This window comes from Nonomuraea diastatica (genome assembly GCF_004349015.1).
GTDB classification, from domain to species: Bacteria; Actinomycetota; Actinomycetes; order Streptosporangiales; family Streptosporangiaceae; genus Nonomuraea; species Nonomuraea diastatica.
In genome coordinates this window covers 62,647-86,644 of sequence record NZ_SMKP01000013.1, presented here as the reverse complement: position 1 = coordinate 86,644, position 23,998 = coordinate 62,647, and the positions used below count along the sequence as shown (strand labels likewise).

At 69.2% G+C, this 23,998-nt stretch carries 25 protein-coding genes and 1 tRNA gene; 12 read left to right on the top strand and 14 right to left on the bottom strand.

Annotated features, from left to right (window positions below):
- Nucleotides 1-6 precede the first annotated feature (6 nt).
- The 4 genes from E1294_RS06945 (at nt 7) to E1294_RS06930 (ending at nt 3,016) form a co-directional block, all read left to right on the top strand.
- Nucleotides 7-804, top strand: a complete 798-nt coding sequence (locus tag E1294_RS06945) for an MBL fold metallo-hydrolase (RefSeq protein ID WP_132505918.1) — start codon at nt 7-9, stop codon at nt 802-804.
- A gap of 67 nt (nt 805-871) precedes the next feature.
- Nucleotides 872-1,444, top strand: coding sequence for a PadR family transcriptional regulator (locus E1294_RS06940; protein ID WP_132505916.1), 573 nt, complete (start codon nt 872-874; stop codon nt 1,442-1,444).
- 111 nt (nt 1,445-1,555) lie between these two features.
- Complete coding sequence (locus E1294_RS06935; RefSeq protein WP_132505915.1) at nt 1,556-1,933, top strand: SgcJ/EcaC family oxidoreductase; 378 nt, start codon at nt 1,556-1,558, stop codon at nt 1,931-1,933.
- 123 nt (nt 1,934-2,056) lie between these two features.
- Nucleotides 2,057-3,016, top strand: a complete 960-nt coding sequence (locus tag E1294_RS06930; protein ID WP_132505914.1) for a GNAT family N-acetyltransferase — start codon at nt 2,057-2,059, stop codon at nt 3,014-3,016.
- 16 nt (nt 3,017-3,032) lie between these two features.
- On the opposite strand, the gene E1294_RS06925 is transcribed toward E1294_RS06930, so the two are convergent.
- Together E1294_RS06925 and E1294_RS06920 are read right to left on the bottom strand one after the other, a co-directional pair.
- Entirely contained in the window at nt 3,033-4,364 is a 1,332-nt protein-coding gene (locus E1294_RS06925; RefSeq protein WP_220447601.1) for a sensor histidine kinase, read from the bottom strand.
- 59 nt (nt 4,365-4,423) lie between these two features.
- Nucleotides 4,424-5,095, bottom strand: coding sequence for a response regulator transcription factor (locus E1294_RS06920; protein WP_132505913.1), 672 nt, complete (start codon nt 5,093-5,095; stop codon nt 4,424-4,426).
- 124 nt (nt 5,096-5,219) lie between these two features.
- Here E1294_RS06920 and E1294_RS06915 point away from each other — a divergent pair, with 124 nt between their 5' ends.
- Nucleotides 5,220-5,666, top strand: a complete 447-nt coding sequence (locus E1294_RS06915; protein ID WP_132505912.1) for a hypothetical protein — start codon at nt 5,220-5,222, stop codon at nt 5,664-5,666.
- 141 nt (nt 5,667-5,807) lie between these two features.
- Here E1294_RS06915 and E1294_RS06910 read toward each other — a convergent pair whose 3' ends face one another.
- The gene (locus tag E1294_RS06910; protein ID WP_132505908.1) at nt 5,808-6,281 is read right to left on the bottom strand and encodes a hypothetical protein; all 474 of its coding nucleotides are present in this window, start codon (nt 6,279-6,281) and stop codon (nt 5,808-5,810) included.
- A 185-nt stretch (nt 6,282-6,466) separates the two neighbouring features.
- On the opposite strand from E1294_RS06910, the gene E1294_RS06905 reads away from it, so the two are divergent.
- On the top strand, nt 6,467-7,006 hold the full coding sequence (locus E1294_RS06905) for a peptidylprolyl isomerase (RefSeq protein WP_132505905.1): 540 nt from the start codon (nt 6,467-6,469) through the stop codon (nt 7,004-7,006).
- 173 nt (nt 7,007-7,179) lie between these two features.
- Nucleotides 7,180-8,043: a rhomboid family intramembrane serine protease gene (locus E1294_RS06900; RefSeq protein ID WP_165977132.1), complete on the top strand. Its 864-nt coding sequence runs from the start codon at nt 7,180-7,182 to the stop codon at nt 8,041-8,043.
- 35 nt (nt 8,044-8,078) lie between these two features.
- Here the strand turns inward: E1294_RS06900 and E1294_RS06895 are convergent, their stop codons facing one another.
- Entirely contained in the window at nt 8,079-8,324 is a 246-nt protein-coding gene (locus E1294_RS06895; protein ID WP_132505902.1) for a cell division protein CrgA, read from the bottom strand.
- 157 nt (nt 8,325-8,481) lie between these two features.
- Here E1294_RS06895 and E1294_RS06890 point away from each other — a divergent pair, with 157 nt between their 5' ends.
- Genes E1294_RS06890 through E1294_RS06885 form a run of 3 tightly spaced genes read left to right on the top strand, consistent with a single transcriptional unit; the run spans nt 8,482 to nt 9,828 of the window.
- Nucleotides 8,482-9,099, top strand: coding sequence for a class E sortase (locus tag E1294_RS06890; protein ID WP_132505899.1), 618 nt, complete (start codon nt 8,482-8,484; stop codon nt 9,097-9,099).
- A 1-nt stretch (nt 9,100) separates the two neighbouring features.
- On the top strand, nt 9,101-9,259 hold the full coding sequence (locus E1294_RS52485; protein WP_165977131.1) for a hypothetical protein: 159 nt from the start codon (nt 9,101-9,103) through the stop codon (nt 9,257-9,259).
- Nucleotides 9,256-9,828, top strand: coding sequence for an anthranilate synthase component II (locus E1294_RS06885; RefSeq protein ID WP_132505896.1), 573 nt, complete (start codon nt 9,256-9,258; stop codon nt 9,826-9,828). The genes E1294_RS52485 and E1294_RS06885 overlap by 4 nt, the downstream gene beginning before the upstream one ends.
- A 139-nt stretch (nt 9,829-9,967) precedes the next feature.
- Here the strand turns inward: E1294_RS06885 and pknB are convergent, their stop codons facing one another.
- From pknB to E1294_RS06850, 7 genes are all read right to left on the bottom strand, one after another.
- Nucleotides 9,968-11,839: a Stk1 family PASTA domain-containing Ser/Thr kinase gene (gene pknB, locus E1294_RS06880; protein WP_132505893.1), complete on the bottom strand. Its 1,872-nt coding sequence runs from the start codon at nt 11,837-11,839 to the stop codon at nt 9,968-9,970.
- 83 nt (nt 11,840-11,922) lie between these two features.
- Entirely contained in the window at nt 11,923-13,281 is a 1,359-nt protein-coding gene (locus E1294_RS06875) for a protein kinase domain-containing protein (protein WP_132505890.1), read from the bottom strand.
- Between the two features lie 21 nt (nt 13,282-13,302).
- Entirely contained in the window at nt 13,303-14,763 is a 1,461-nt protein-coding gene (locus tag E1294_RS06870) for a peptidoglycan D,D-transpeptidase FtsI family protein (protein ID WP_132505887.1), read from the bottom strand.
- On the bottom strand, nt 14,760-16,154 hold the full coding sequence (locus tag E1294_RS06865; RefSeq protein ID WP_132328465.1) for an FtsW/RodA/SpoVE family cell cycle protein: 1,395 nt from the start codon (nt 16,152-16,154) through the stop codon (nt 14,760-14,762). The genes E1294_RS06870 and E1294_RS06865 overlap by 4 nt, the downstream gene beginning before the upstream one ends.
- Nucleotides 16,155-17,453 carry a Stp1/IreP family PP2C-type Ser/Thr phosphatase gene (locus tag E1294_RS06860; protein ID WP_132505884.1) on the bottom strand — a complete coding sequence of 433 codons (1,299 nt, stop codon included), beginning with the start codon at nt 17,451-17,453 and terminating at the stop codon, nt 16,155-16,157.
- Nucleotides 17,450-17,920 carry an FHA domain-containing protein FhaB/FipA gene (locus E1294_RS06855; RefSeq protein ID WP_132505881.1) on the bottom strand — a complete coding sequence of 157 codons (471 nt, stop codon included), beginning with the start codon at nt 17,918-17,920 and terminating at the stop codon, nt 17,450-17,452. Before E1294_RS06855 ends, E1294_RS06860 begins: the two co-directional genes overlap by 4 nt.
- A gap of 17 nt (nt 17,921-17,937) precedes the next feature.
- Nucleotides 17,938-18,678: an FHA domain-containing protein gene (locus E1294_RS06850; RefSeq protein ID WP_132328459.1), complete on the bottom strand. Its 741-nt coding sequence runs from the start codon at nt 18,676-18,678 to the stop codon at nt 17,938-17,940.
- Nucleotides 18,679-18,877: 199 nt separating this feature from the next.
- Between E1294_RS06850 and E1294_RS06845 the strand changes: the two genes are divergently transcribed.
- Nucleotides 18,878-18,960 (top strand) — tRNA-Leu (locus E1294_RS06845).
- Between the two features lie 428 nt (nt 18,961-19,388).
- Here the strand turns inward: E1294_RS06845 and E1294_RS06840 are convergent.
- Together E1294_RS06840 and E1294_RS06835 are read right to left on the bottom strand one after the other, a co-directional pair.
- Nucleotides 19,389-20,405, bottom strand: coding sequence for a hemolysin family protein (locus tag E1294_RS06840; RefSeq protein ID WP_132505878.1), 1,017 nt, complete (start codon nt 20,403-20,405; stop codon nt 19,389-19,391).
- Nucleotides 20,402-21,748 carry a hemolysin family protein gene (locus E1294_RS06835; protein WP_132505875.1) on the bottom strand — a complete coding sequence of 449 codons (1,347 nt, stop codon included), beginning with the start codon at nt 21,746-21,748 and terminating at the stop codon, nt 20,402-20,404. The genes E1294_RS06840 and E1294_RS06835 overlap by 4 nt, the downstream gene beginning before the upstream one ends.
- Nucleotides 21,749-22,040: 292 nt before the next feature.
- Here E1294_RS06835 and E1294_RS06830 point away from each other — a divergent pair, with 292 nt between their 5' ends.
- Nucleotides 22,041-23,306, top strand: a complete 1,266-nt coding sequence (locus E1294_RS06830; RefSeq protein WP_246082858.1) for an LCP family protein — start codon at nt 22,041-22,043, stop codon at nt 23,304-23,306.
- A gap of 11 nt (nt 23,307-23,317) precedes the next feature.
- On the opposite strand, the gene E1294_RS06825 is transcribed toward E1294_RS06830, so the two are convergent.
- Entirely contained in the window at nt 23,318-23,983 is a 666-nt protein-coding gene (locus tag E1294_RS06825; RefSeq protein ID WP_132505872.1) for a GOLPH3/VPS74 family protein, read from the bottom strand.
- Between the last annotated feature and the right edge of the window lie 15 nt (nt 23,984-23,998).

Here is a 23,998-nt window from a genome sequence, read left to right as displayed (position 1 = left end):
GTGGGCATGAGTGAGCAGTGGCAGGAGGTCGGTGACCGGGTCTACGTCCGGCGGCACCGGTCGTTCGACATGAACGTGGGTCTGGTCGTGGGTGACGGGCACTGCCTGGTGCTCGACACGCGTACGTCGTACCGGGAGGCGGCGGACCTGATCGCGGCGATCAGGACGATCACCTCCGCTCCGTGGACGGTCGTCAACAGCCACTCCCACTTCGACCACTGCTTCGGCAACGCCCTCTTCCGCCCCGCCGAGATCTGGGGCCACGCCAGGTGCGCGGAGGAGCTCGAGCTGTACGGCGAGCGGCAGCGCGCCAATGTCATCGGCGGTTCGCCGGAGCTGCGCGAGGACCTGGAGGAGCTCACCATCGTGCCCCCGGACCAGACGTTCAGCGCCGCGGCCGGCCTCGACATCGGCGGCCGCATGGTGCACCTGCGGCATTTCGGGCTCGGGCACAGCAGCAACGACGTCGTGGTGCAGGTCCCCGACGCGGGGGTGGTGTTCGCCGGTGACCTGGTGGAGGAGGGCGCGCCTCCGGCGTTCAGCGACTCCTATCCGCTCGACTGGCCGGCGACCGTGGGGAAGATGCTGGAGGAGATGCCCGATCCGGTGATCGTGCCGGGGCACGGCGCGGTGGTGGACCGGCCGTACGCGCTGGCGCAGCGCGAGGAGCTGGCCCTGGTGGCCGAGCTGGCCGGGCGGGCCCATGTGGAGGGTCTGCGCGACCTGATCAGGCTCTTCCCCTATCCGGAGGACGTGTCCCGGCAGGCGATCGACCGCGCCTTCATGCAGCTCGACGCGGCCTGAGGGGCCGGCGGTCGACACGGCCGGTGTCGCCGCGCTATATTGCATTTTGCAATATTAAGGAGGTGGCATGGCGCGACGGCACGACCTGGTCGGCCTCACCGTGCTGGCCATGCTCACGGTCCGCGCCGCTCATCCGTACGAGCTGCACCGGTTCATCGTCGACACGCACAAGGACTTCATCACCGGCCTGCCGCGCAGCCTCTACCACGCCGTCGAGCGGCTGGCGAAGGACGAGCTGATCGTGCCCGCGGGCACCGACCGCGAGGGCCGCAGGCCGGAGCGCACGGTCTACGAGATCACCGGCGAGGGCCGTGAGGAGCTGGCCACCCGGCTGCGCCGGCTGCTGGAGACGCCCGACCCCAACCGGCTCACGTTCGTCGCGGCCGTCTCCCTCATGGGCTGCCTCCCGCTGGCGGACGCGCAGCGCGCGCTGCGCACCCGCGGGGCCGCGATCGAGGGCATCCTGGCCGGGTTGGACGCCCACATGCGCGCGCTCGACGCCGGCGGCCTGCCGCGCGTCCTCATGCTCGAGATCGAGTACGAGCAGGCGCTCTACACCGCCGAGCTCGACTGGATCACCGGGCTGCTCGACCGCCTCGACAAGGGGGAGCTCGACTGGGCTCCCACGATCGAGATGTGAGAAGGCCGCCGGAGTGCGCCAACACCCCGGCGGCCGTCAATCCGAACAAGGCGCCTACCCTGCCCGAACTCGCCATCACAGGATAGGCGCCGCGACCGAAGGAGCAGTGCCATGTCCGCAGAAGTCACCCACCTGCTCGCCCGCATGGCGGAGACCTGGAACGCCGGGGACGCCAGGGCGTACGCCGAGTTGTTCACGCCGGACGCCGAGTACATCACGTTCTTCGGCCTGCACCTGCGCGGCAGGCAGGACATCGAGTACACGCACAGGGAGCTGTTCAAAACTTCGATCAAGCTCGCGTCCGACGGCGAGAAGCCGCTGGTCAAGGCGTTGTCCGACGACGTCGCCCTGGTGATCTCGGGTGGCGGCTCCACCGTGGACGGCGAGCCCGACCCGAGCCGCAGCTCCATCGTCACCCTCACCGCCCTGCGCACCGCTGAGGGCTGGCGCTTCGCCTCGTTCCAGAACACCCGGGTGCAGCGGCCGTGACGAAGCTGATCAGCGAGAGCTGGGGCGTGCCGCCGGCCAACCAGCAGGCGCGCCGGCCGTTCGCCGAGGGCCTGGCCCGCATCGAAGTTGGGGTGCCCGACCCGGCTCACCTAGGCTTCCGCCATGGAATGGGGACCGCTGACACGGCAGGACGCCCGGCCCTTGGCCGAGCTCTTGGCCGCCATCGAGGCCGAGGACACGACCGGCGACGTCTACGGCGTCGACGACGTGGCGGAGCGGCTCGCCGCCCGCCTGCTGGACATGACCGAGGGCACGCTGGCGGCCAGAGACGGCGACCGGATCGTCGCCTTCGGCTGCCTCCCGGCCAGGCAGGCGGCCGGCGACGTGCACCTGATGCACCTGTGGGGCGGCGTGCACCCGGCCTGCCGCAGGCGAGGGCTCGGCCGGCGGGTCATCGACTGGAGCCTGCGCGCGGCGCCCAAGGTGAGCGCGAAGGTCCATCCCGGTCTGCCGGTGGAGGTCTCGTTCGACGTCTTCGACGAGCGGCCCGGCACGCGGGTGCTCGCGGAGAGCGCCGGGTTCACCGCCGCACGGTTCTTCGCCCGCATGGAACGGTCCCTGGCCGGTGACCTGCCCTCGGCGCGCCCGCCCGAGGGCGTGTCGATCGCCGCCTGGTCGCCCGAGCTCGACGACGGCGCCCGCCACGTGCGCAACGAGTCGTTCCGCGACCACTGGGGCAGCGTGCCGCACACCCCGGAGAGCTGGCGTCACACCATCACCGGCTCCCGCAACTTCGTTCCCGAGGCCACGTTCGTCGCCCTGGCCGGTGACCAGCCGGTGGGCGTGCTGGTCACCCACTTCTTCGACCACAAGTTCGCCCAGACCGGTGAGCGCCAGGCCTGGATCCAGATCGTCGGCACGCTGAAGGAGTGGCGCGGCAAGGGCGTGGCGAGCGCGCTGATCGCCCACGCCCTGTCCGCCTTCGCCGGCCACGGCTACACCAGCACCGGGCTCGGCGTCGACGCCCACAACCCCACGGGAGCGGTCCGCGTCTACACCGCGTCGGGCTTCGCCGTCACGCGTCGCTGCACCAGCTACACCCGCTCCCTCCCCGCGTCCTGACCCCCGGCCCGCGGCCTTACCCAGGGGTCAAGGGAAATCTGGCGATAAATCCGGCATCTTCGTACACCAGGGTCCCGTCGTGCAGGGCGGCGATGTCGCGGGCGATCGGGAGCCCGAGCCCGGCCCCGCCCGCGTCACGGGCGCGGGCCTCGTCCAGCCGGGTGAAACGGTCGAAGACCGCCTCCCTGTGCTCCTGCGGGATCCCGGGCCCGTCGTCGGCCACTTCGAGCACCGCCTGATCGCCTTCGGCGCGCACCGCCACCCGCACGGTGGAGGCGGCGTGCCGGACGGCGTTGTCGACCAGGTTGGTCACCAGGCGGTCGAGATGCGCCCGCGAGCCCTTCATCACCACGTCGGGTTCGACGTCGAGCTCCACCCGCACGTCGGGCCGCCGCCTGCCCCGCAGCGACTCCTCGGCCGCCACCTGCCCCAGGTCCAGTTCCGTCGTGCGCGGCGGCTCGCCCGCGTCCAGCTTGGCCAGCATGAGCAGGTCGGCGGCCAGGGACTGCAGGCGTTCGACGTCGGCCAGTGCCTCCTGGGTGAGCTCGCTCCGCTCGGCCAGCTCCAGCCGGGCGCGCAGGGTGGCGATCGGGCTGCGCAGCTCGTGGGCCGCGTCGGCGACGAACCTCTTGTGGGTGCCGACCGCCGTCTCCAGGCGGTCGAGCGTCGCGTTGACGGTGGTGGCCAGCGCGGCGATCTCGTCCCTGGAGTCAGGTACGGGCACCCGCTGGTGCAGGTCGCGGGCCGTGATGTCGGCCACCTTCGCCCTGATCGCGGCCACGGGGGCCAGCGCGCGGCCCACCGAGAACCACGTCATCCCGGCCACCACGACCAGCACGGCGGGCATGCCGGGCAGCAGCGCCCCATACAGCGTGTTCAGGGCGTCCTCGGCGCTCGCCAGGGAGACCCGGGACCACACCATCGCGGGGCCGGCCTCCGTGCTCACCTTGACGCCGGCGATGGCGTACTCGCCCGGTTCGGCCCACTCGACGGCCGCGGCGGGCGCGGGTCTCGCCTTGGTCACCATGACGTCGGGGTCGGCGATCCTGGCCACCGTGCCGTCGTTCGCGTAGATCAGCTCTCTTGTGCTCTGCGCGCCCGCCGGTGGTTCGCCGTGCGGCTCCGCCTTCTGCGCGGGGCGGAGCCCAATGACGGGTTTGGTGACTTTATGCGCGTCCATGACCGACAAGGTCTTCGCGTACGGCACCGCCTCCGCGGCCTTCCTGACCGCCGCGGCGTCGGCGCTGCGTTCCAGGCTGCCCCGCAGCACCAACACCAGCCCCAGGGCGACGACGCCGAGTGCGAGCGCCACCACGAGCGTCGCCGCGGCGGTCGCTCGCAGCCGCACGGACGACAGCCCCGAAGACGTGGGCGACGTAAACCGTGCCCACGACAGTCTCGGCCGTTTCATGGCGCCTCCAACCGGTAGCCGGCCCCGCGTACCGTCATGAGCGTCGTCAGGCCGAACGGCACGTCGATCTTGCGGCGCAGGGCGCTGATGTAGACCTCGACGATGTTCGGGTCACCGTCGTAGGAGAAGTCCCACGCCTGGGCCAGCAGCTCGCTCTTGGACACCACCTCGCCGGGCCGCCGCGCCAGCGCGTGCAGCACCGCGAACTCCTTCGGCGTCAGCGCGATCTCCGCCGCGCCCCGGTGGCAGCGCAGACCGGCCGGGTCGATCTCCAGGTCGCCCACGCTGATCGACACGGGCCGCTCCCGCCCGCCCCGCCGTACCAGCGCGCGCAGCCTGGCCAGCAGGACCACGTAGGAGAACGGCTTGGCCAGGTAGTCGTCGGCGCCGTTGTCGAGCGCCTCGGCCTCGTCGTAGATGCCGTCCTTGGCGGTGAGCATCATGATCGGCGTCCAGTCGCCCGCCTCGCGCAGCTTGGAGCAGACGGCGTAGCCGTTCATCCTGGGCAACATCACGTCAAGGACGATGACGTCGTACGTGTTCTCGGTGGCCATCCAGAGCCCGTCGCGCCCGTCGTGCGCCACGTCCACCGCGAAGCCCTCACCGGCCAGGCCGCCCTTCACCAGGTCGGCCAGCCGCTCCTCGTCCTCCACCAGTAGCACTCGCACACGCACAAGAGTGCCGCAGCGCACCTAAAGCCAACCTGAAGATCGTTTCGGGCCTCTTCAGGGTCACTTCAGGTACACGCGAGCACGCTCGGAGGCGTTCGATCGACATCGAGTAGGGAGAACCATGTTCAAGCGACGTCTCGCGGTCCTCGGCGCGGTCGCCACGCTGGCCGTAACCGGGCTGGCCGGCTCGGCCCTGGCCGACGAGCCTGCCGGTCCCACCGCCGGCACGAAGGTGATCTGCAAGACGAGCGACGGCAAGACCATCGAGCTGATCAGGGCCAAGCCCGTCAGGGGAGTCAAGGTCGCCACCCGCGACGGCAAGGTGACGAAGGCCGAGCCCGGCACCGAGCCCTCGGCGACGGTGGAGTTGAAGGATGGCGACCACCCCAAGTGGATGAAGGCCAAGCCGCTCCCGGAGGGGGAGGTGTTGCCGGACGTGCCCTTCAAGGACGGTGCGGTGACGCTGAAGCCGGCCAGGCCGGCTGACGGGTCCGCGATCGAGGACGGCGCCACCCCGCCCGAGGGCGTGGCCAAGACCGTCAGGATCACGTGCGAGAAGGCCGAGTAACCGGCTCATCCGGCGGACGCCGGGAGCGGACCCGCGCCAGACCCCGGCCGTAGCCACTGCGCCTGTCTGAGACCCTGGACAAGGGCCCCGGCACAACGGAAGCGCGCCCCCTGTCGACAGGGGGCGCGCTTCCCAGCGAACTCAGGACATCTTGCGGGACGCCTCATCCGCCTTTGTCGAGGCGTTCGCGGCCATCCGGTCCGCGTTCTCCGCGGTCGTGCTCGCATTCTCGTTGACCCAGCGTGACGCATCGGAAGCGGAGTCCTTCATGTGCTCGGTCCACTGCTGGGCGTTTCGGCGGTAGAACATGTAGCCGATCGACCCCACCGTGAGGCCGGTCAGCAACATGAGCATCGGCCATCGCCGCGAACGCGCAGGCTTGGGGTCGATCTTCCTGGCCGCCGTGGTCAGCATGTGGCTGACCTTGGGGGCGAGTTGGTCTTCGAACCCGTGTGCCGCGGACTCCAGCCGCGGCGCCGCCCAGTAGCGGGCGTCCTCGATGCGCCGGGCGGTGACCACTTTGGCCTGGTCCGCCATCGGCGCCATCCGGTGGCCGGTACGTACGGCCTGGGCCCTCATGCGGCCCATCCACGTGGCGGGAACCTTCATGACCACGCGGCGTCTTCTCATTGTCAGGGACACGACAACCTCCCCTGTCGTTGGGTGCCCGAGCGTGACCTTCCCTGGACAAGGCGGCTCAATCATGGCCGTCCGTGGGAGGATGGCCCGGGAAGGCCGTACGGCCATAGTCCTCAAAACATGACGAATCGACCCTGTATATAGAGGGGGGCAGCTGTCTCGTGGCTGAGAAGCTGATCGCTAACCTGCAGACCAATCGCGGCACCATCAAAATTGAGCTCTTCCCCAACAAGGCCCCGAAAACGGTACGAAACTTCGTCGAGCTTGCGGAGGGCACACGCGAGTGGACCCACCCGGGCACCGGCGAGAAGGGCACCGGCCGCTACTACGACGGCACGATCTTCCACCGGGTGATCTCCGGCTTCATGATCCAGGGTGGTGACCCGCTGGGCCAGGGCGTCGGCGGCCCCGGCTACGAGTTCGACGACGAGATCCACCCCGAGCTCCTCTTCGACCGCCCCTACCTGCTGGCCATGGCCAACGCGGGCATCCGCTTCGGCAAGGGCACCAACGGCTCGCAGTTCTTCGTCACGGTCCAAGCGCCGTTGCGGCACCTCAACGGCAAGCACACGATCTTCGGCGAGGTCGTCGAGGGCCAGGACGTCGTCGACGCCATCTCCAAGACCCGCACCGACGCCGGCGACCGTCCCGTGGAGGCCGTCGTCCTGGAGTCGGTCACCATCGACCGCGTCCCGGCCTGACCCAGCACCACGCTCCGGCGCTCCGAGGCCGTCCGATCGGCGGCGGCCTCGCCGGGGTGCGGGTCCCGCGGCGTCCCCGCACAAGCCCTCAGGCCCACGGTCGCGTGGCGTCCCCCCGCAAGCCCTCAGGCCGCGGTCACGCGGCATGCCCGCGCAAGCCTTAGGCTTCGGTCATGACCAGCCAGCCGCCGAGCCCGCCCCCGCAGCCCGAGCAGCCCGCTGAGGCGGTGCCCACCTGCTACCGGCACCCCGACAAGGAGACCTGGGTACGCTGCCAGCGGTGTGAGCGTCCCATCTGCCCCGACTGCATGCGTGACGCGGCGGTCGGCTTCCAGTGCCCCGAGTGCGTCGCCGAGGGCAACAAGGGCATCCGCCAGGCCAGGTCCACCTTCGGCGGCGGGATCGTGCGCACGCCGATCGTGACGTACACGATCCTCGTCATCAACGTCCTTGTCTTCGGCGCCCAATATCTCACCGAGACGATCACCGGTCAGCTGGCCATGTGGCCCGCCGGCGTGGCCCTGCTCGACGAGTATCACCGCCTGCTCACCGCGGCCTTCGTGCACAGCGGCGTGTTCCACATCCTGTTCAACTGCTGGGCGCTTTATGTCATCGGCCCCTATTTGGAGCGCGCCTTCGGCCACGTGCGCTTCGTCGCCCTCTATTTGATCAGCGCGCTCGGCGGCTCGGTGCTCGGCCTCTGGATCGACCCGGTCAACCAGCCCACGGTCGGCGCGTCCGGGGCCATCTTCGGCCTGTTCGGGGCGGTGTTCGTGGTGGGCCGCAAGCTCAACATGGACGTGCGCGGCATCGCCGTGCTCATCGTGATCAACCTGGTGATCACCTTCGTCTTCCCCAACATCAGCTGGACAGGACACATCGGCGGGCTGATCATGGGCTCGCTGCTGGCGGGGGCGCTGGCCTACGCCCCCAAGAACAACAGAACCCTGTGGCAGGCGGTGGCGATCGGAGGAGCGCTGATCCTGCTGGTCGTGCTCGTGGTGGTCAGGGTGTCGGCCATCCTGGCCATGAGCTGAGCTTCCCCAGGCTGTGGAAAAGACTGTGGAAAGAACTAACGCCAGCGGGTGGAAAGCACCACACCGAAGATGATGAAAACAAACCCGATCAGCAGATTCCAGTTCTGGAGGTCGCCGATGAAGGGCGTCTGCGGTGCGACGTAATAGACGGCGATCCACAGGATGCCGATGATCCACGCCGTGACCATGGTGGGCGCCAGCCAGCGAGGGCTGACCTTGACCTGCTGGGACCTCTGCGGCGGGGTGTAAACCGCCTTCTTGCGAGCCTTCGACTTGGGCACTGGGTAACTCCTGCTGAGGGCCTGGGCTTCCGGATCGTCCACAGGCCTTTCGGTAAGCGTAGTTCAAGCACAGTAGTGCGAGCGTGCCAAGGATAGTCGCCACGCGCATGACATGGCGATCCCTGGAGCCCGCATCGTCCAGGAATACCCTGATCGCATGCGGGCCATGCTCCGGGCCGTGGGGGAGACGAGCATCACCGCGGGCCTGATCCTCATGCTGTTCTGCGCCTACCTGCTCTGGGGCACCGGCGCCTACACCCAGAGGCAGCAACTGCTGCTCCAGCGCGAGCTGGCGGCCGAACGGGCGGCACAGGAGCGCCTGCGCACGGTCAGGCCCGGCCAGGCCCTCGCCGAGCTGCGCATCCCCAGACTGGGCCGCGACTACGCGTACGCCATCGTCGAAGGCGTCGGCACCGCCCACCTGAAACGCGGCCCAGGACACTACCCCGACAGCGCCATGCCCGGCGAGGTCGGCAACTTCGTGGTGTCGGGACACCGTACGACGTACGCGGCCCCATTCAACGAGATCGACGAGCTCGAACGCGACGACGAGATCGTCGTGGAGGCCCGCGAGGCCCGCTACACCTACCGCGTCACCTCCCAGGACATCGTGCGGCCCGACGAGGTCGGCGTGCTTGCCCCCGTGCCCGGCAAGCCCGGCATCCGCCCCGTGCGCGCCTTCATCACGCTGACCACCTGCCACCCCGAATACTCGGCCGCCAAGCGCCTCATCGTGTACGGCGTGCTCAAGGAGACCGAACCGAGAAAGGAGTGACATGTACGCCTGGCTCTGGCACAAGCTGCCCGGCAGCCCGCGCACCAGGGTGCTGACGGCCCTGGTGCTGGTCGCGGCGGCGGTGGCCGTACTCTGGTGGGTGGTGTTCCCGCTCTTCGAGCCCGTGGTGAGGCTGGACGAGGTGACCGTGAGGAAATGACCCGTGTGCTGGTGGTGGACAACCACGACAGCTTCGTCCACACCATCGTGCAATACCTGCGCGAGCTGGGGGCCGACTGCGACGTGCGGCCGCGCGACGACGTGGTCGTGAGCGACGCCGACGGCTTCGACGGCGTCCTCGTCAGCCCCGGCCCCGGCACGCCCGAGGCGGCCGGCGTGAGCGTGCCCCTGGTCCACCACGCGGTCGCGCACGACCTGCCGCTGCTCGGCGTCTGTCTCGGCCACCAGGCCATCGCCATCGCCCACGGCGCCACCGTGGCCCGCGCGCCCGAGCTCTTCCACGGGCAGACCAGCGCCGTCGTCCACGACGGCGAGGGCGTGTACGAGGCGCTTCCCTCCCCCGTGCGGATGACCCGCTACCACTCGCTCGCCGTGCTGCCCGGCACGGTGCCCGACGTGCTCGACGTGACTGCCCGCACCGGCGACGGCGTCATCATGGGCCTGCGCCACCGCCGGGCACCCGTCGAAGGCATCCAGTTCCACCCCGAGTCCGTGTTGTCAGAGCACGGCCACCGGCTGCTCGGCAACTGGTTGCGCCGGATCGTGTAACACACCTCTCGCGCCGAGCGACAGACAAGTGAGCGTCCCCGCCGTTGCCCCCGAGCGGCGGGGGCGTTCTTGCGTGCGAGCAGCAGCGCGAAGGGCCGCCCACCCCTGAGGGGATGGGCGGCCCTGCCACGTGTGGCTCTCAGTTCCCGATGCCGCCGTCGCCGATCGGGTTGTCGTCGGCCGGCGGCTCGTCCTCCGTCGGGAAGTCGTCCGTCGGCACGTCGTCCGTGGGGAAGTCGTCCGTCGGGAAGTCGTCCGTCGGCGGTGACTGGGTGTCGGTGGCCTCGGGACCGGTGGACACCACGATCGTGATCGTCGTGTTCTGTGGCAGCTTGGTGCCCTCGCCCGGGTTCTGCTGGACGACCGTGCCCGCGGGCTGCTCGTTGGGCTGCTCGGAGACCTTGACCTTGAACCCGGCGCCCTTGATCTGCGAGGTCGCGTCCTCCTGGGTGAGCCCGATCACGCTGGGCACCTCGCCCAGCTCCTTCGGCACGAAGAGGGTGACGGTGCCGCCCTTCTCCAGCGACTCGCCGACCTTCGGCCTGGTGTCGATGACCGTGCCCTGCTCCTTGGTGGAGTTTCTGGTCTTGACCGTGCCGCGCAACCCCGCCTGCTCCAGGGCCGCCATGGCGTCGGCCTGCGGCATGCCGACGAGGCCGTCGGGCACCTTCACCCGCTCGGTGCCCTTGGACACGAACAGCTGGACGCTGGAGCCCTTCTCGACCTTGGAGCTGGCGGCGGGCTGCGTCTTGATCACGGTGCCCTTCTCGACGTCGGAGCTGAACTCCTGCACCACCTGGACGTTGAGCCCCAGGCCCTTGAGCTGTTGCTCGGCGAACGTGCCCTTCTGCGTCGTGAGCTCGGGGATCGTGACCTGCGTGTCGGCCGGTGTGTCCTTGGAGCCGAACACCAGGTAGCCGGCCGTGATGAACCCGCCGATGATCAGCAGGGGAATGATGATCCACATCGCGGTCTTGACCGCGTTGCCGCCACCGCCGCCGGCGGCCCTGCGCCGGCCGCCCCGGCCGCCGCCGTCGCCCTCGTCATATTCGTAGGGCGGGATCGCTCCGCTGCGCTGCGTGGCCGGCCCGCCGGACGTCTGGGGCGAGGTCATCATGCGCGTGCCCTGGCCGTAGTCGCCGGTCATCGCCATCGTCTGGGCGTCGACCGGCATGCCGGACATCGCCCGCTGGATGTCGGCCCGCATCTCGCCCGCGCTCTGATAGCGGTGCGCCGGGTCCTTCGCCATGGCCTTCAACACGATCGCGTCGGCCCACTGCGGGATCTCGCGGTCGATCTGGGAGGGCGGGATCGGCTCCTCACGCACGTGCTGGTAGGCGATCGCGACAGGCGAGTCACCGGTGAACGGCGGCTGACCCGTCAGCAGTTCGTAGAGCACGCAGCCGGTGGAGTAGATGTCGCTGCGGGCGTCGACCCGCTCGCCCCGCGCCTGCTCGGGCGACAGGTATTGGGCGGTGCCGATCACCTGCGCCGTCTGCGTCATGGTGGCCGCGGAGTCGGCCATGGCCCGCGCGATGCCGAAGTCCATCACCTTGACGTCGCCGGCCCGCGTGATCATCACGTTGGCCGGCTTGATGTCACGGTGCACGATGCCGCCGCGATGGCTGTAGTCGAGCGCCCTCAGGATGCCGTCGACCAGCTCGACCGCGCGCTCGGGGAGCAACCGCCGATCCTGGCGCAGCAGGTCGCGCAGCGTCCGGCCGTCGACGTATTCCATCACGATGTACGGCACGGGGGTGCCGTCGGTGACGTCTTCGCCGGTGTCGTAGACGGCGACCACGGCAGGATGGTTGAGCGAGGCCGCCGACTGCGCCTCACGGCGGAACCTGGCCTGGAACGTGTGGTCGCGAGCCAGGTCGGACCGGAGCGTTTTGATCGCGACTATGCGGTCCAGCCGGATGTCTCGGGCGCGATACACCTCGGCCATGCCGCCGCGCCCGACGACACCGTCGAGCTCGTAGCGACCTCCGAGTAGCCGAGGCTGAGTCATTTCCTGCACTGTCCCTTACCGTTCATCTTGGGTACCGGCCTGCTCGGGGGGCCGCCGGTGTCCATCATCGACCCCATTGCGCGTCACGTCTGCTCCTTGGGCGGGTTTGTCTCACCCGGATCCGGCGAGGCGGTGGGTGTCGGGGTAGTGGGTGTAGTGGTGGGCGTAGGGGTTGGTGTGGGCGTAGGGGTCCGCGTCGTCCGTGTCGGTGTCGGTTTCGGCGTCGGCTTCTTGCTGGGAGTTGCCGACTTGCTTACCGTAGCCGACCGAGAGGGTATAGGCCTCTGCGACTTCACCGGAAGCGCCGGTGGCCGCTTGGTGCGCTTCTTCTTTGTGGGCTCGGCCCGCTCCGGAGTCGGCGGCGCCGACTCGCTCGGCTCGGCCACGTCAGGCGTCGGCGCGGGCGGCTGCCGGTTGGCGAAGGTGACGGCGCTGAGCCCGACCGCGGCCACGCAGCCCGCCGTGGCGACCACGGTCAGCGTCCTCGCGCCCTTGCGGCGCCTGCGGGCCGGCGGGGCATGCGGCTCGGTGGCCGGGGCGATGCGGTCGGTCGCCTGCTGGTCCTCGGGCGAGGGCTCGCGTACGCGGAAACCCCCCGGGTCGGTCAGCATGCTGAGATCGGCGCCGGACTGGGCGCCCGCCAGCGACTCGCGCAGCGCGTGGGCCCGGTCGGCCAGCTCCAGCGCCGTGGCCGGGCGCTGCCCCGGCTCCTTCGCCAGCAGCGTCATGACCAGCGCGCGCACCTGCGAAGGCACATCCACACCGAGCGGCTGCGGCTGCTCGTTGAGGTGCTGCAGGGCGATCGCCACCTGGGTGTCGCCGCGGAACGGCGTGCGCCCCGCCAGGCACTCGTAGGCCACCACGCCGAGCGAGTAGAGATCGGTGGCGGGCGTGAGCGGGAAACCCTGCGCCTGCTCGGGGCTGACGTATTGGGCGGTGCCCACCACCGTGCCCGTCTGCGTCACCGGAGCCGCCTCCAGCGCCCGCGCGATGCCGAAGTCGGTCACCTTGATGGTGCCCTCGGGCGTGACCAGCAGGTTGCCGGGCTTGATGTCGCGGTGGATGATCCCGGAGGAGTGGGCGGCGTGCAGCGCCTTGGCGGTCTGGTGCACGACGTCGAGCGCCACCTCGGCTCCGAGCGCGCCGTTGCGCGCCAGGATGGCCGACAGCGGCTCGCCCTGCACCAGCTCCATCACCAGATAGGCGAGGTCGCTCTCCTCGCCGTAGTCGAAGATCTGCGCCACCCCGGGGTCGGCCAGCGCCGCGGTGAGCCTCGCCTCGTTGCGAAACCGCTCGCGGAAGGTGGGGTCGGCGTGGATGTGGCTGCGCAGGATCTTCACCGCGACCTCGCGCCCGAGCAGCTCGTCGCGGGCGCGCCAGACCTCTCCCATACCGCCGGTGGCGATGCGGGAGATCAGGAGATAGCGGTTACGGAGCCGCATGATCCAGCAGATTACCGTCTCTCACTTGTTCAGCACCGCCTCCATCACGGCCTTCCCGATCGGCGCGGCGGTGCCGCCGCCCGTCGCCTCCGCGCCGACGTTGGCCGCACCGGACTCGACGATGACCGCCAGGGCCACCTTGGGGTCCTCGGCCGGCGCGAAGGAGATGAACCAGGCATGCGGAGGCTGGTTGTCGGACGTCTCCGCGGTGCCCGTCTTGCCCGCTACTTGGACGCCCGGCACCTGCGCCCGGTTGGCGGTGCCGTTACTGACGACGCTCACCATCATGTCGCGCAGCTTGGTCGCCGTCTCGGTGCTGACCGCCTCGCTCAGCTCGTCCTGCTCCGCCTCTTCGATCGTGTCGCCCTTGGCGTCGGTGATCTTCTTGACGAGGTACGGCTTCATCACCGTGCCCTCGTTGGCGATGCCCGCGGAGATCATGGCCATCTGCAGCGGCGTCATCTGGTTGCTGCGCTGCCCGATGGAGGCCATCGCGACGGCCGCTTCGTCCTCACGAGGGCCGAAGTCGCTCTGGGCCACGGGCATCGGGACCGCGAGCTGCTCGCCCATGCCGAACCTGGCCGACTGCTCCTGCACCTTGTCGTAGCCCAGATCGATGCCCATCTTGCCGAACGGCGTGTTGCACGACCTCTCCAGCGCGAAGACCAGCGTGACCTGGCCGCTGCCGCAGGCGGCGCCGCCGTAGTTGGGCAGGCTGATGTTCGTGTTGGGCAGCGGGAGCCGCTGCGGCGCCTCCACGGTGGTCTGGGGGCCCCGCGAGGAGTCGTCCTCCAGGTAGGCCGCCATGGTCACCACCTTGAACGTCGAGCCGGGCGGGTAGGTGCGGTCGATGGTGCGGTTGAGCAGCGGCTGGCCCTTTTCTTTGGCCAGTTCGTCGTAGCGCGGGAACACCTTGCTCTTGTCGGTCACCGACAGCTCGGCGGGGTCGTAGGTCGGCAGCGAGACCATCGCCAGGATCGCGCCGGTCTTCGGGTCGAGCGCGACGACGGCGCCGCGCTTGCCGCTCTGGCTCAGCGCGTCGTAGGCGGCCTTCTGCACCCTGGGGTTGATCGTGACCTCGACGTTGGCGCCCTTGGTCGGCTCGCCGGTGAACAGGTCGATGCTCCGCCTCAGCAGCAGGTCGGCGCTGGAGCCGTCGAGCAGTTTGTTCTGGGTGCCCTCGATGGCGCTCGCGCTCTCCGGCGAGAAGAAGCCGGTGACGTGCGCGTAGAGCTCTCCCTCCGGGTATTTCCTGACGAACCTGAACTGGCTGCTCTCGGTCTCGACGGACTGCGCGATCACCTTGCCGCCGGCGGTGATGCGGCCGCGCTCGATGGCGTAACGGTCGTAGTAGTTACGGGTGTTACGGGCATCGGTGCGCAGGTCTTCGGCCCGTACGGCCTGCAGGAAGTTCACATTGATCATCAGAAGTGCGAACATGGCCAGGCAGGCGACGGCCGTGCGCTTGAGCGTGCTGTTCATCGCTGGAACACCTGCGTCATTCCTTCGTTCTGGATCGCCTGGGGCGGGGGCTTACGCGCCGCATCCGACATGCGTACCAATAGCGCGATAAGGATCCAGTTAGCCAGCAGCGCCGAGCCACCCTGCGACATGAAGGGAGTCACCAGGCCGGTCAGGGGAATCAGGTTGGTCACGCCGCCCACGATGATGAACACCTGCCAGGCGAGGATGAACGACAGGCCGCCCGCGAGCAGCTTGGAGAACGGGTCACGGGCCGCCAGCGAGGTGCGCAGGCCCCGCTGCACCACCAGGGCGTAGAGCATGAGCAGCGCCATCAGGCCGGTCAGGCCCAGCTCCTCGCCCATCGCGGCGAAGATGAAGTCGGAGAAGGCCAGCGGGATCAGCTCGGGATGCCCCTGACCGAGCCCCGTGCCGAGGATGCCGCCCGAGCCCATGGCGAACAGGCCCTGCATGAGCTGCGCGCTGCCGCCGACCCGGTCGAAGAGCGCGGGGTCGCTCGGGTTGAGGAAGACCTCGAACCGTTGCTGGACGTGGTCGAAGACCAGGCCGGCCAGGATGGCGCCGCCCGCGAAGAGCAGGATGCCGATGATCACCCAGGAGACGCGCTGCGTGGCGATGTAGAGCAGGGCGATGAACGTGCCGAACAGCAGCAGTGAGGATCCCAGGTCCTTCTGCATCACCAGGACGCCGAGGCTGACGCCCCACGTGATGAGGACCGGGCCCAGGTCACGTGCGCGCGGCAGGTCGATGAAGAGCAGCCGCCTCCCGGCGAGGGCGAGCACGTCGCGCTTGGCGACCAGATAGCCGGCGAAGAAGATGACCAGCGCCAGCTTGGCGAACTCGGCAGGCTGGAGCTGGCCCAGACCGGGGATGCCGATCCAGATCCTGGCGCCGTTGAGCTCCTGGCCGAGGAACGGGATCAACGGCGAGACCAGCAGGATCAGGCCCAAGGCGCCCGCCGTGTAGGTCAGCCGCTGCAGGGCGCGGTGGTCACGCAGGAAGATCAGAGTGAGGCTGAACAGCACGATGCCGACGAGTGTCCACATCAGCTGGGAATTGGGCGAGGCGAGCGTGGCGGAGGGCAGATTCGAGTCGGACTCGGAGAGCCGGAAGATCATGACCAGGCCGAGCCCGTTGATCAGCGTCACCAGCGGCAGGATCAGCGGATCGGCCCAGGGTGCGAACTTGGCCAGCACCAGGTAGGCGGCCAGCATCAGCCCGCCCAGGCTCAGGCCGTACGTCAGCATCCCCGACGGGATCGCGTCGTCCATCGCAAGGCCCACGTTGGCGTACGCGCCCATGACGACCAGCACCGCGAGAGCGAGCATGATCAGCTGGGCCCCGCGGCGCTTGGCCGGCATCGGGACCGGTTCGGGGGCGACGTCGCTCATCTATTGCTGCTGTTTCGTCTTGGTCGCGCTCGCGGTCGGCGCGGGCGACGTGCTGGCGGACGGGGACGTTTCGCTCTGCTGGTCCTCGGAGAACTTCAACGCGTTGATCCTCGTGATGCCTTCGTCGACAGTGGTGACGGGGAAGGTGCTCTTGATGAGCGCCTGATCCGCCTCCGACAGCTGGGAGAGCTGCCGGCCAGTGGGCCGCGAGACCTCGAAGAGCTGGAAGGGGCCAACCTCGACCTTGATCCCCTGGAACACGACCACCTCGTCGCCCCTCGCACCGACGAAGAACTGGTCCTGGGTCCACTGATATCCAAAGTAACCGCCGACGCCGACGGCGAGCGTGCCGATGCCGAGCACGGTGACCAGCACGGGCCACAGACGACGACGGCCCGACCGCCGGGACGCCTGCGCGACCGGCTCGTCGAAGTCACCATCGTCCGCGATCACCGGCTGGGGTGCGGTCACCGCGCCGGCTCGCCCCGGCGGCTCCGCCTCCTGCGCGGCGCCCCGCAGGCGGTTCATGCCCGCGGCGCCCACGACGGCGGCGTCGGCCGGCACCTGCTGCCCATCATTGATCTCGAGCACGTCGGCCAGCACACACGTGATGTTGTCGGGCCCGCCGCCTCTGTTCGCCAGGTCGATGAGCTGGCGGACGACCTCTTCAGGATCGTCGATGTTGGTGAGCGTGGCGTGCAGCGTCTCCGCGCTCACCACGCCCGACAGGCCGTCGGAACAAAGGAGGTAGCGGTCGCCCACCTGCGCCTCGCGGAGCGTGAGGTCGGGATCGACCTCGCCGCTGCCGTCGAGCGCGCGCAGCAGGATCGACCGCTGCGGGTGCGTGGCCGCCTCCTCCGGCGTGATACGCCCGTCGTCGACGAGCTGCTGGACCAGTGTGTGGTCATGGGTGATCTGATAGAGCTCCCCGCGTCTGAGCAGGTAGGCGCGCGAGTCGCCGACGTGCACCAAGGCCACCTGGGTGCCGTGCCAGAGCATGGCCGTGAGAGTCGTGCCCATGCCTTTGAGGCTGGGATCCCGCCCCACCATCTCGTGCAGCTTGCGGTTGGCGTCGCGTACGGCTGCCTCGATGGCGTTGAGCAGGTCACCCCCCTGTTGAGCCTCTTCCAGAGAGGCCATGGCGTCGATGGCGACTGAGCTCGCCACCTCGCCGTGTGCGTGCCCGCCCATGCCGTCGGCGACGGCGAGCAGGCGGCCGCTAGCGTACGCCGAGTCCTCGTTCCCTTCGCGGAGGAGGCCGACGTCCGAGCGGGCGGCATAGCGGAGTGCGATGGTCATTTGCGCAATTCAATGACTGTCTTGCCGACGCGGATCGGAACACCGAGCGGCACCGGGGTCGGGCGGGTGACTTTCGAGCGGTCGAGATACGTGCCGTTCGTCGAACCGAGATCTTCCACGATCCACTGACCGTCCTGAGGGAAGAGCCGGGCATGCCGGCTGGATGCGTAGTCGTCGCTGACTACCAGCGTGGCGTCGTTCGCCCGGCCAATGGTGATGGGCGTCTCCGTGAGGTTAATGGTGGTGCCTTGCAAGGGGCCACCGGTAACGACGAGCTGGCGTGGCTCACCCTTCTTGCTCTTGGGCTTGGCCACGGGTTTGGCGGGTTTCGCGCCTTTGCGCGGGCCCGCGGGAGCCGTGCGTGAACCGAACAAGTCAGTCCGGATCACGCCGACTGCGGCAATGACGAAAAACCACAGCACCGCCAGGAAGGCGAGCCGGATCAGCAGCAGCGTGAGCTCGGACATGGACCGTCTGTCTACCTCTAATCGCGCCGGAACACCAGAGTCGTGCGCCCCAACGTCACTCGCGTGCCGTTCTGAAGCTCGATCCTGCGTACCGGCTGGCCATTGACAAAAGTGCCGTTCGTCGACCCGAGATCGACGAGGGCCACGAGCTGGCCCTCGACACGCAGCTCCGCGTGATGACGCGAAACGCCCGGGTCGACCAGACGAAGATCGCAGTCGGTGCCCCTGCCTAGCAAGGTCACCGGAGTGGTGAGCTCGTAGGAACGGTCGCCCTGCGGGTCGTCCTGGGTGGAGACGAGCAGCCTGGGCCGCCCTTGGAACGCGTGCGGCCTCGACGGAGGCAGGTCGCTCGCGGGCTGGCGGATCTCGTCCTGCTCCACCGTGGCGCCGCGGATGACGCCTGACCTGATGCGGAACAGGCCGACAGCCAGGTCGCCGGCGGTCTCGAAACGCACCCGGACCGGTCCCACGAAGGAGTAGCCCTGCTCCTTGGCGTACTCCCTGGCGAGGTTGGCCAGTTCGTGGCTGATGCTGTCGGCGTAGACCTCAAGCCGCTCGCTGTCGGTCGTGGACAGCTCAACCACGAAGTCGTTGGGCACGAGTGTGCGGCCTTGGGCGACGATCGCCGCACGCTCATCCATCTCCCGCTGAACCGCGCTGGCGACCTCGACCGGCTGAAGGTCAGATTTGAACGCCCGCGCAAAGGCTCCCTCAACCAAGCCTTCGAGCCTTCGCTCGAAGCGCTGAAGGACTCCCACCGGGTACCTCCCTTCCTCCGTGCATATGATCGCGGCCCCCAGGCGCTCGCGGCGCCCGGTTTCCGCTCGTTCCACTTCACGGCGTCCCTGGCGCTCGTCAGCTGTCGCGCCCAGCTCCTCCGCTCCCGTGTCTTATGCGATCGTATCCGGGTTCAGTACCACTGGCTGTTCCGTGCTACTGTTCTTTCCGCACCCACAAGGGCGGGTGGCGGAACGGCAGACGCGCACGGTTCAGGTCCGTGTGTCCGAAAGGACGTGAGGGTTCAAATCCCTCCTCGCCCACTCGTTGACTGGGGATCCTTGGTCGCAAGCCTTTCAGGCGTTGCTCCCTCGGGTCCCCTCGCCGTGTCTCCCGGGGGATAACCCCCCGGACCTCCAGGCAGGTCGCTGGCGCTCCCGGGGGGAAACCCCCCGGGCCCCCTTCACAACCCCGTCGTGGTTGGGGTTCAACCCCACCTTGTGGTTGGGCCCCTTGTGGTTGAAGTTCGACCTTGTTGTGGTGGTGGCCGGTTGTCTTGTGGCCGGGTCCGGCGGTTCTCCTGGGTTCCTTTGTGCAGACCCACATTGGCGAAGCTTGTTGCGGATCGCAAGGGCCGGGGTCTTCCTTTTCAAGAATCTGTTGGTGATGGGTGCCTGATCGGACTGTACGCCTGGGTGGTTGCAAGACGCTTTCTGGTGGCTTGACGGTTGGTGTGTGTTTTAGTTCACAGTCACGCTGCTTTGGTTCTGGTGTCCAGTAGTTCGCCCACCAGGTCCGTGAGGCTCACCATTCCGATGACCGCGTCTTGCTGATCCGTGACCAGGGCGAGGTGGGCTCTGGCCTCCTGGAGGGCCGTCACCGCTTCGGGGATCTGGGTGGTGCAGCGGAGCCTGGGCACCTCTCTGGCCAGCTCGCGTGCCGTCTTGCCGGGGTTGAGCAGAGCGTCCCTGGCGTGCAGGGCGCCTTCTATCGCCGACTCGTTCTCCACCAGGAGGCGCAGGTGGCTCGTTGTCACCGCGGTCCGCTTGATCTCCGAGGTGTCGGCCGCGGGGGCGACCTTCGCCGCCTGGGCGATGGGGGTCATCAGGCGTTCGATGCCCTCGTCGTCGAGGCGCAGGGCGCGGGTCAGGAGATCGTGTTCCTCTCTGTCCAGCAGGCCCATGCGGCCCGACTCGCCCACCAGCATGGCGAGCTGGCGTGGGGTCCTGGTCGTCGCCAGCTCGTCTCTCGGCTTGACGCCGAAGAGGCGGAGTATGACGTTCGTCAGGCCGTTGAGCGTTGAGAGCAGAGGGCGCATCAGCCACGTGAATCCGCGGAACGGCAGGGTCAGCAGGAGCGCCGCGCGCTCCGGGTGGGTCAGCGCCCAGGACTTGGGGGCCATCTCGCCGATGACCATGTGGAGGAACGTCACCAGGGCCAGGGCGATGGTCAGGGAGATCGGGAGGCGCAGGCCCTCGGGGACGCCGACCATGGCGAAGACGGGCTCCAGATAGTGCTCGATCGCCGGCTCGGTCACCTGGCCCAGGCCCAGCGTGCACAGGGTGATGCCCAGCTGGGCGCCGGCCAGCATGAGGGAGAGCTGGCGGCCGCCGCGCACCGCCGACTTGGCGGTGAGCCTTACCAGGCGGTTGCCGCCCGAGGCCATCTCCTCAAGGCGGTGGCGGCGCGAGGAGACGAAGGCGAACTCGGCGGCCACGAACAGCGCGTTGAAGGCCAGCAGCGCCAGGCTCAGAAGGATCATGGTCATCGGGCGGCCTCCGCGTGTCGCGCCGGAGCCAGGCGCACCCACTCCGGCACCCTGCGGTTGAGTGACATGACCGTGAGCTCAGCCAGGTGCTCCTCGACGTCCTCGGCGAACGGATCGGTGTCAGGTCTGATCGGGACGGTCACCGTGTCGCCTTGGTCGGGCATCCTGCCCAGCTTGGCGAGCACGAGCCCGGCGAGCGTGTCGTAGTCGTCGCTCTCCGGCAGCGCCACGCCGGTGGCCCGCTCGACCTCGTCGAGCCTGAGACTGCCCGGCACCTCCCAGACGCCGTCCGGGTGTTCGAGGGCGCCGACCGGCTCCGGGTCGTTCTCGTCGACGAGCTCGCCGACCAGCTCTTCCGCCAGGTCCTCGACGGTGATCACGCCGGCCAGGCCGCCGTACTCGTCGATGACGCAGGCGACGTCGTCCTTGGCCACCCGCATTCTTTCCAGTACGGCGGGCAGCGGCACCGAGGCCGGCACCAGCAGCGCGGGGCGGGTGATCGTGGAGATCGGGCCCTCCTCCAGGCCGGAGGTGAGCAGCTCGCGCACGCCCGTCACGCCGACGACGTCGCCGTTCTCGGCAAGGACCGGGTAGCGGGAGTGCCCGCACTCGCGCATGGCGTCGAGCAGGTCGGAGATGGGCTGCGAGTCGCGCAGCGCGACCACGCGGGGCCGCGGGACCATGATCTCCTCCGCGTTGCGGTCGCCGAACTCCAGCGCCCGTTCGAGCAGCTCCGACAGTTTGGGAGGCAGCTCGCCCGCCTGGGTCGACTCCGCGATGATGCGCGAGAGCTCCTCGGGCGTCACGCCGTGCTCGACCTTCTCCACGGGTTCGATGCCGACGCGTCTGAGCAGCCCGGTGGCGGCCGAGTCGAAGAACCGGATCACCGGCCCCACCACCGCCAGGTAGGCCAGCGTCGAGCGGGCCAGGAACTTGGCCACCGCCTCCGGCCTGGCGATGCCGAGGTTCTTCGGCGCCAGCTCGCCGAGCACCATCTGCACCACGGTCGCCACGAACACCCCCGTGGCCACGGAGATGCCGGTGATCATGGCGTCGGGGAGCCCCCAGTCGGCCAGCCATGGGCGTACGAGCACGGCGATCGCGGGCTCGGCCAGGAAGCCGACCAGCAGCGCGGTGACCGTGATGCCGAGTTGCGCGCCTGAGAGCATGAAGGAGAGGCGTGACGTCACCTGGAGGGCCTTCTCGGCGGCGGTGTCGCCGGCGGAGGCCTGCTCGCGAAGGATGCCGCGGTCGGCGGCGACGAAGGCGAACTCCTGGGCGACGAAATAGCCGGTCGCCGCCGTGAGGAGGATGAGGGACAGCAGCCCGAGATAAGCGCTCACCGCAGTGAGCCTTCAGGGAAACCCGTGCCTGAGCACGGGCAAAGACTCCACGAGTCCGGAGCGGACACGATCATCCCTTCGATAGAGGTCGTCCATAACCGTAACGATGCCGATGGCCTCTATGTTTCCCGAGCCCGCGGGAGGTCGCCTTTCCGGTTTGGCGGAGACACGGCTCCACCGTTACGGTCGGTTGGTTCTGTGTACTTTCCCGTGGGAATTCCTTGACCGAACGCCTTCACTGCCAAGGGGTTGGACGTAGCGTCTATGTACGAAGCGAAGGGGAGAAGGCGAAGTGTCTGAGGACGACCGCACGCGGGCCATGCGCTCGCCGGGCGACGGCCGCCCGCTGCCACCGCGGCCCAACGACGTCCCGCGCTCAGGGGGCGCCCCCGCGCACCGGTTCCCGGCGGGCGGGCCGGGCGCGCCCACCCACAAGCTTCCCGCCGCCTCCCAGATCCCCGAGCCGCCGCCGGGCCCGCCCGGCTCCGAGCCGCGCCGGTCGAGCGGGCGCGTGTACGGCAGGCAGCGCTCCGGCGGCGGGGGCGGTCCCGTCAGGCCATTGAGGTCCAGGGGCGGGCAGGAGCCGAGGGAACCCCGCAGGAGGCCCTCGGGCAGGACGATCGTGAAGATCGTCGCAGGGCTGCTGGTCGCGCTGCTGGTGGCGGCCGTGGGCATGTTCTTCTGGATCGACTCGAGGCTGGCCGGCATCGACGACGTGCTCACCGATTACGAGGATCGCCCCGCTGACGGTCCCGGCACCAACTGGTTGCTCGTCGGCTCCGACAGCCGCAAGGGGCTGTCGAAGGCCCAGCGCAAGAAGCTGGCCACCGGGCGCGCCGTCGGGCAGCGTACGGATTCGATGATGTTGCTGCACATCCCCGAAACCGATGACAAGCCGACGCTCGTCAGCCTGCCGCGCGACCTGGCCGTCACCGTCTACGGCAAGCAGCGCGACAAGCTCAACGCCGCCTACAACGGCGGGCCGCAGCTGCTGGTCCGCACCATCGAGACGGTCACGGACGTGCGCATCGACAACTACATGGAGATCGGGTTCGCCGGGTTCGTCGACATCGTGGACGCGGTGGGCGGGGTCGAGATGAACGTGACGGCCGCCGTGAACGACCCCAAGGCGGGGCTCAAGCTGAAGAAGGGCAAGCAGGTGCTCAACGGCGCCCAGGCCCTGGGCTACGTACGCACCCGCAAGGGCGGCGCGCTGCCCGACTACGAGCGCACCAAGCGGCAGCGTCAGTTCCTCGCGGCGGTCGTGAAGAAGGCGGCCAGCCCGGGGGTGCTCATCAACCCGTTCACGTCGATCCCGCTGGCGATGAGCGCCACGGACGCGGTCACGGTCGACTCCGGCACCGGCGCCTTTGACCTGCTCTCGCTGGGGCTCGCCATGGGCGACAGCCCGGTGACGACGGTGGTGCCGTTCGGCGGCAACGAGACCCTTCCCAACGGCGGCGTGGCCGTCAAGTCCGACAGGCAGAAGGCGCTGGCGCTGTTCAACGCGCTGAAGGACGACAAGCCCGTTCCCAAGAGCGTGATCGACGCCCGCTGATCCCGTGGCCGTCAGCTGCCGCCGCTGCCACCGCTGGCGGCGGCGGCGGTGGTCGCGGCGCTTATGGCGGCCATCGTGGCCGCGTTGATGGCGGCGATGGCCTTGGCGACGGCGTCGGCCGTCCACGCGCCCTCGGAGATCTCCTTGATCCGCTGCTTGCTCGCTCCGGGGAAGGCCTTGCGGTCGAGCTTGGCCGCGTGCGCGATCGCGATCAGCACCGCCGTGCGGGCGTCGGGGGTGGCGCCCGCGAGCACTGCCGACACCCGCTCGCGCACGTCCGCCTCGACGCGGGGGTGCGCCTCCGGCCAGCGGGTGACGGGGAAGATGCCGAGGGCCCTGCCGCGCTCCTCGGCCAGCACGCCCGACTCCGCCAGCCTGGTCAGCAGGCGCTTACGCAGCTTGCCCGACTGGATCCGCTGCACCCACCAGGCGGGTTTCCTGGCCTTGCCATCGGTGGCGATGCGGGTCAGCGTGGCGTCCAGCTCTCCGTCGCCGAGCGGTCTCGGGTCGGTGACCGTCACCTTCTTGTCCGACAGGTCGAGGCGCCCGCCCACGGCCAGCTCGGCGAGGAGCGCGCCGGCGAGCGCGGAGTCGAGCTGCGTGGAGTTGATGAGCGGCGTGCCCTTGTCGTCCCGGTAGGCCAGCAGGAGGAATTCTTCGGCGATCGTCACAGTCATGTTTTCGACACTAAC

Excerpts from the sequence above, each read along its gene's own strand:
- E1294_RS06855 (WP_132505881.1), bottom strand. The coding sequence starts at position 17,920 with ATGTCCGAGCTCACGCTGCTGCTGATCCGGCTCGCCTTCCTGGCGGTG.
- E1294_RS06945 (WP_132505918.1), top strand. The coding sequence starts at position 7 with ATGAGTGAGCAGTGGCAGGAGGTCGGTGACCGGGTCTACGTCCGGCGG.
- pknB (WP_132505893.1), bottom strand. The coding sequence starts at position 11,839 with ATGACTCAGCCTCGGCTACTCGGAGGTCGCTACGAGCTCGACGGTGTC.
- E1294_RS06935 (WP_132505915.1), top strand. The coding sequence starts at position 1,556 with ATGTCCGCAGAAGTCACCCACCTGCTCGCCCGCATGGCGGAGACCTGG.
- E1294_RS06890 (WP_132505899.1), top strand. The coding sequence starts at position 8,482 with ATGCGGGCCATGCTCCGGGCCGTGGGGGAGACGAGCATCACCGCGGGC.
- E1294_RS06885 (WP_132505896.1), top strand. The coding sequence starts at position 9,256 with ATGACCCGTGTGCTGGTGGTGGACAACCACGACAGCTTCGTCCACACC.
- E1294_RS52485 (WP_165977131.1), top strand. The coding sequence starts at position 9,101 with ATGTACGCCTGGCTCTGGCACAAGCTGCCCGGCAGCCCGCGCACCAGG.
- E1294_RS06930 (WP_132505914.1), top strand. The coding sequence starts at position 2,057 with ATGGAATGGGGACCGCTGACACGGCAGGACGCCCGGCCCTTGGCCGAG.
- E1294_RS06865 (WP_132328465.1), bottom strand. The coding sequence starts at position 16,154 with ATGAGCGACGTCGCCCCCGAACCGGTCCCGATGCCGGCCAAGCGCCGC.
- E1294_RS06940 (WP_132505916.1), top strand. The coding sequence starts at position 872 with ATGGCGCGACGGCACGACCTGGTCGGCCTCACCGTGCTGGCCATGCTC.
- E1294_RS06870 (WP_132505887.1), bottom strand. The coding sequence starts at position 14,763 with ATGAACAGCACGCTCAAGCGCACGGCCGTCGCCTGCCTGGCCATGTTC.
- E1294_RS06825 (WP_132505872.1), bottom strand. The coding sequence starts at position 23,983 with ATGACTGTGACGATCGCCGAAGAATTCCTCCTGCTGGCCTACCGGGAC.
- E1294_RS06915 (WP_132505912.1), top strand. The coding sequence starts at position 5,220 with ATGTTCAAGCGACGTCTCGCGGTCCTCGGCGCGGTCGCCACGCTGGCC.
- E1294_RS06900 (WP_165977132.1), top strand. The coding sequence starts at position 7,180 with ATGACCAGCCAGCCGCCGAGCCCGCCCCCGCAGCCCGAGCAGCCCGCT.
- E1294_RS06840 (WP_132505878.1), bottom strand. The coding sequence starts at position 20,405 with ATGACCATGATCCTTCTGAGCCTGGCGCTGCTGGCCTTCAACGCGCTG.
- E1294_RS06860 (WP_132505884.1), bottom strand. The coding sequence starts at position 17,453 with ATGACCATCGCACTCCGCTATGCCGCCCGCTCGGACGTCGGCCTCCTC.
- E1294_RS06875 (WP_132505890.1), bottom strand. The coding sequence starts at position 13,281 with ATGCGGCTCCGTAACCGCTATCTCCTGATCTCCCGCATCGCCACCGGC.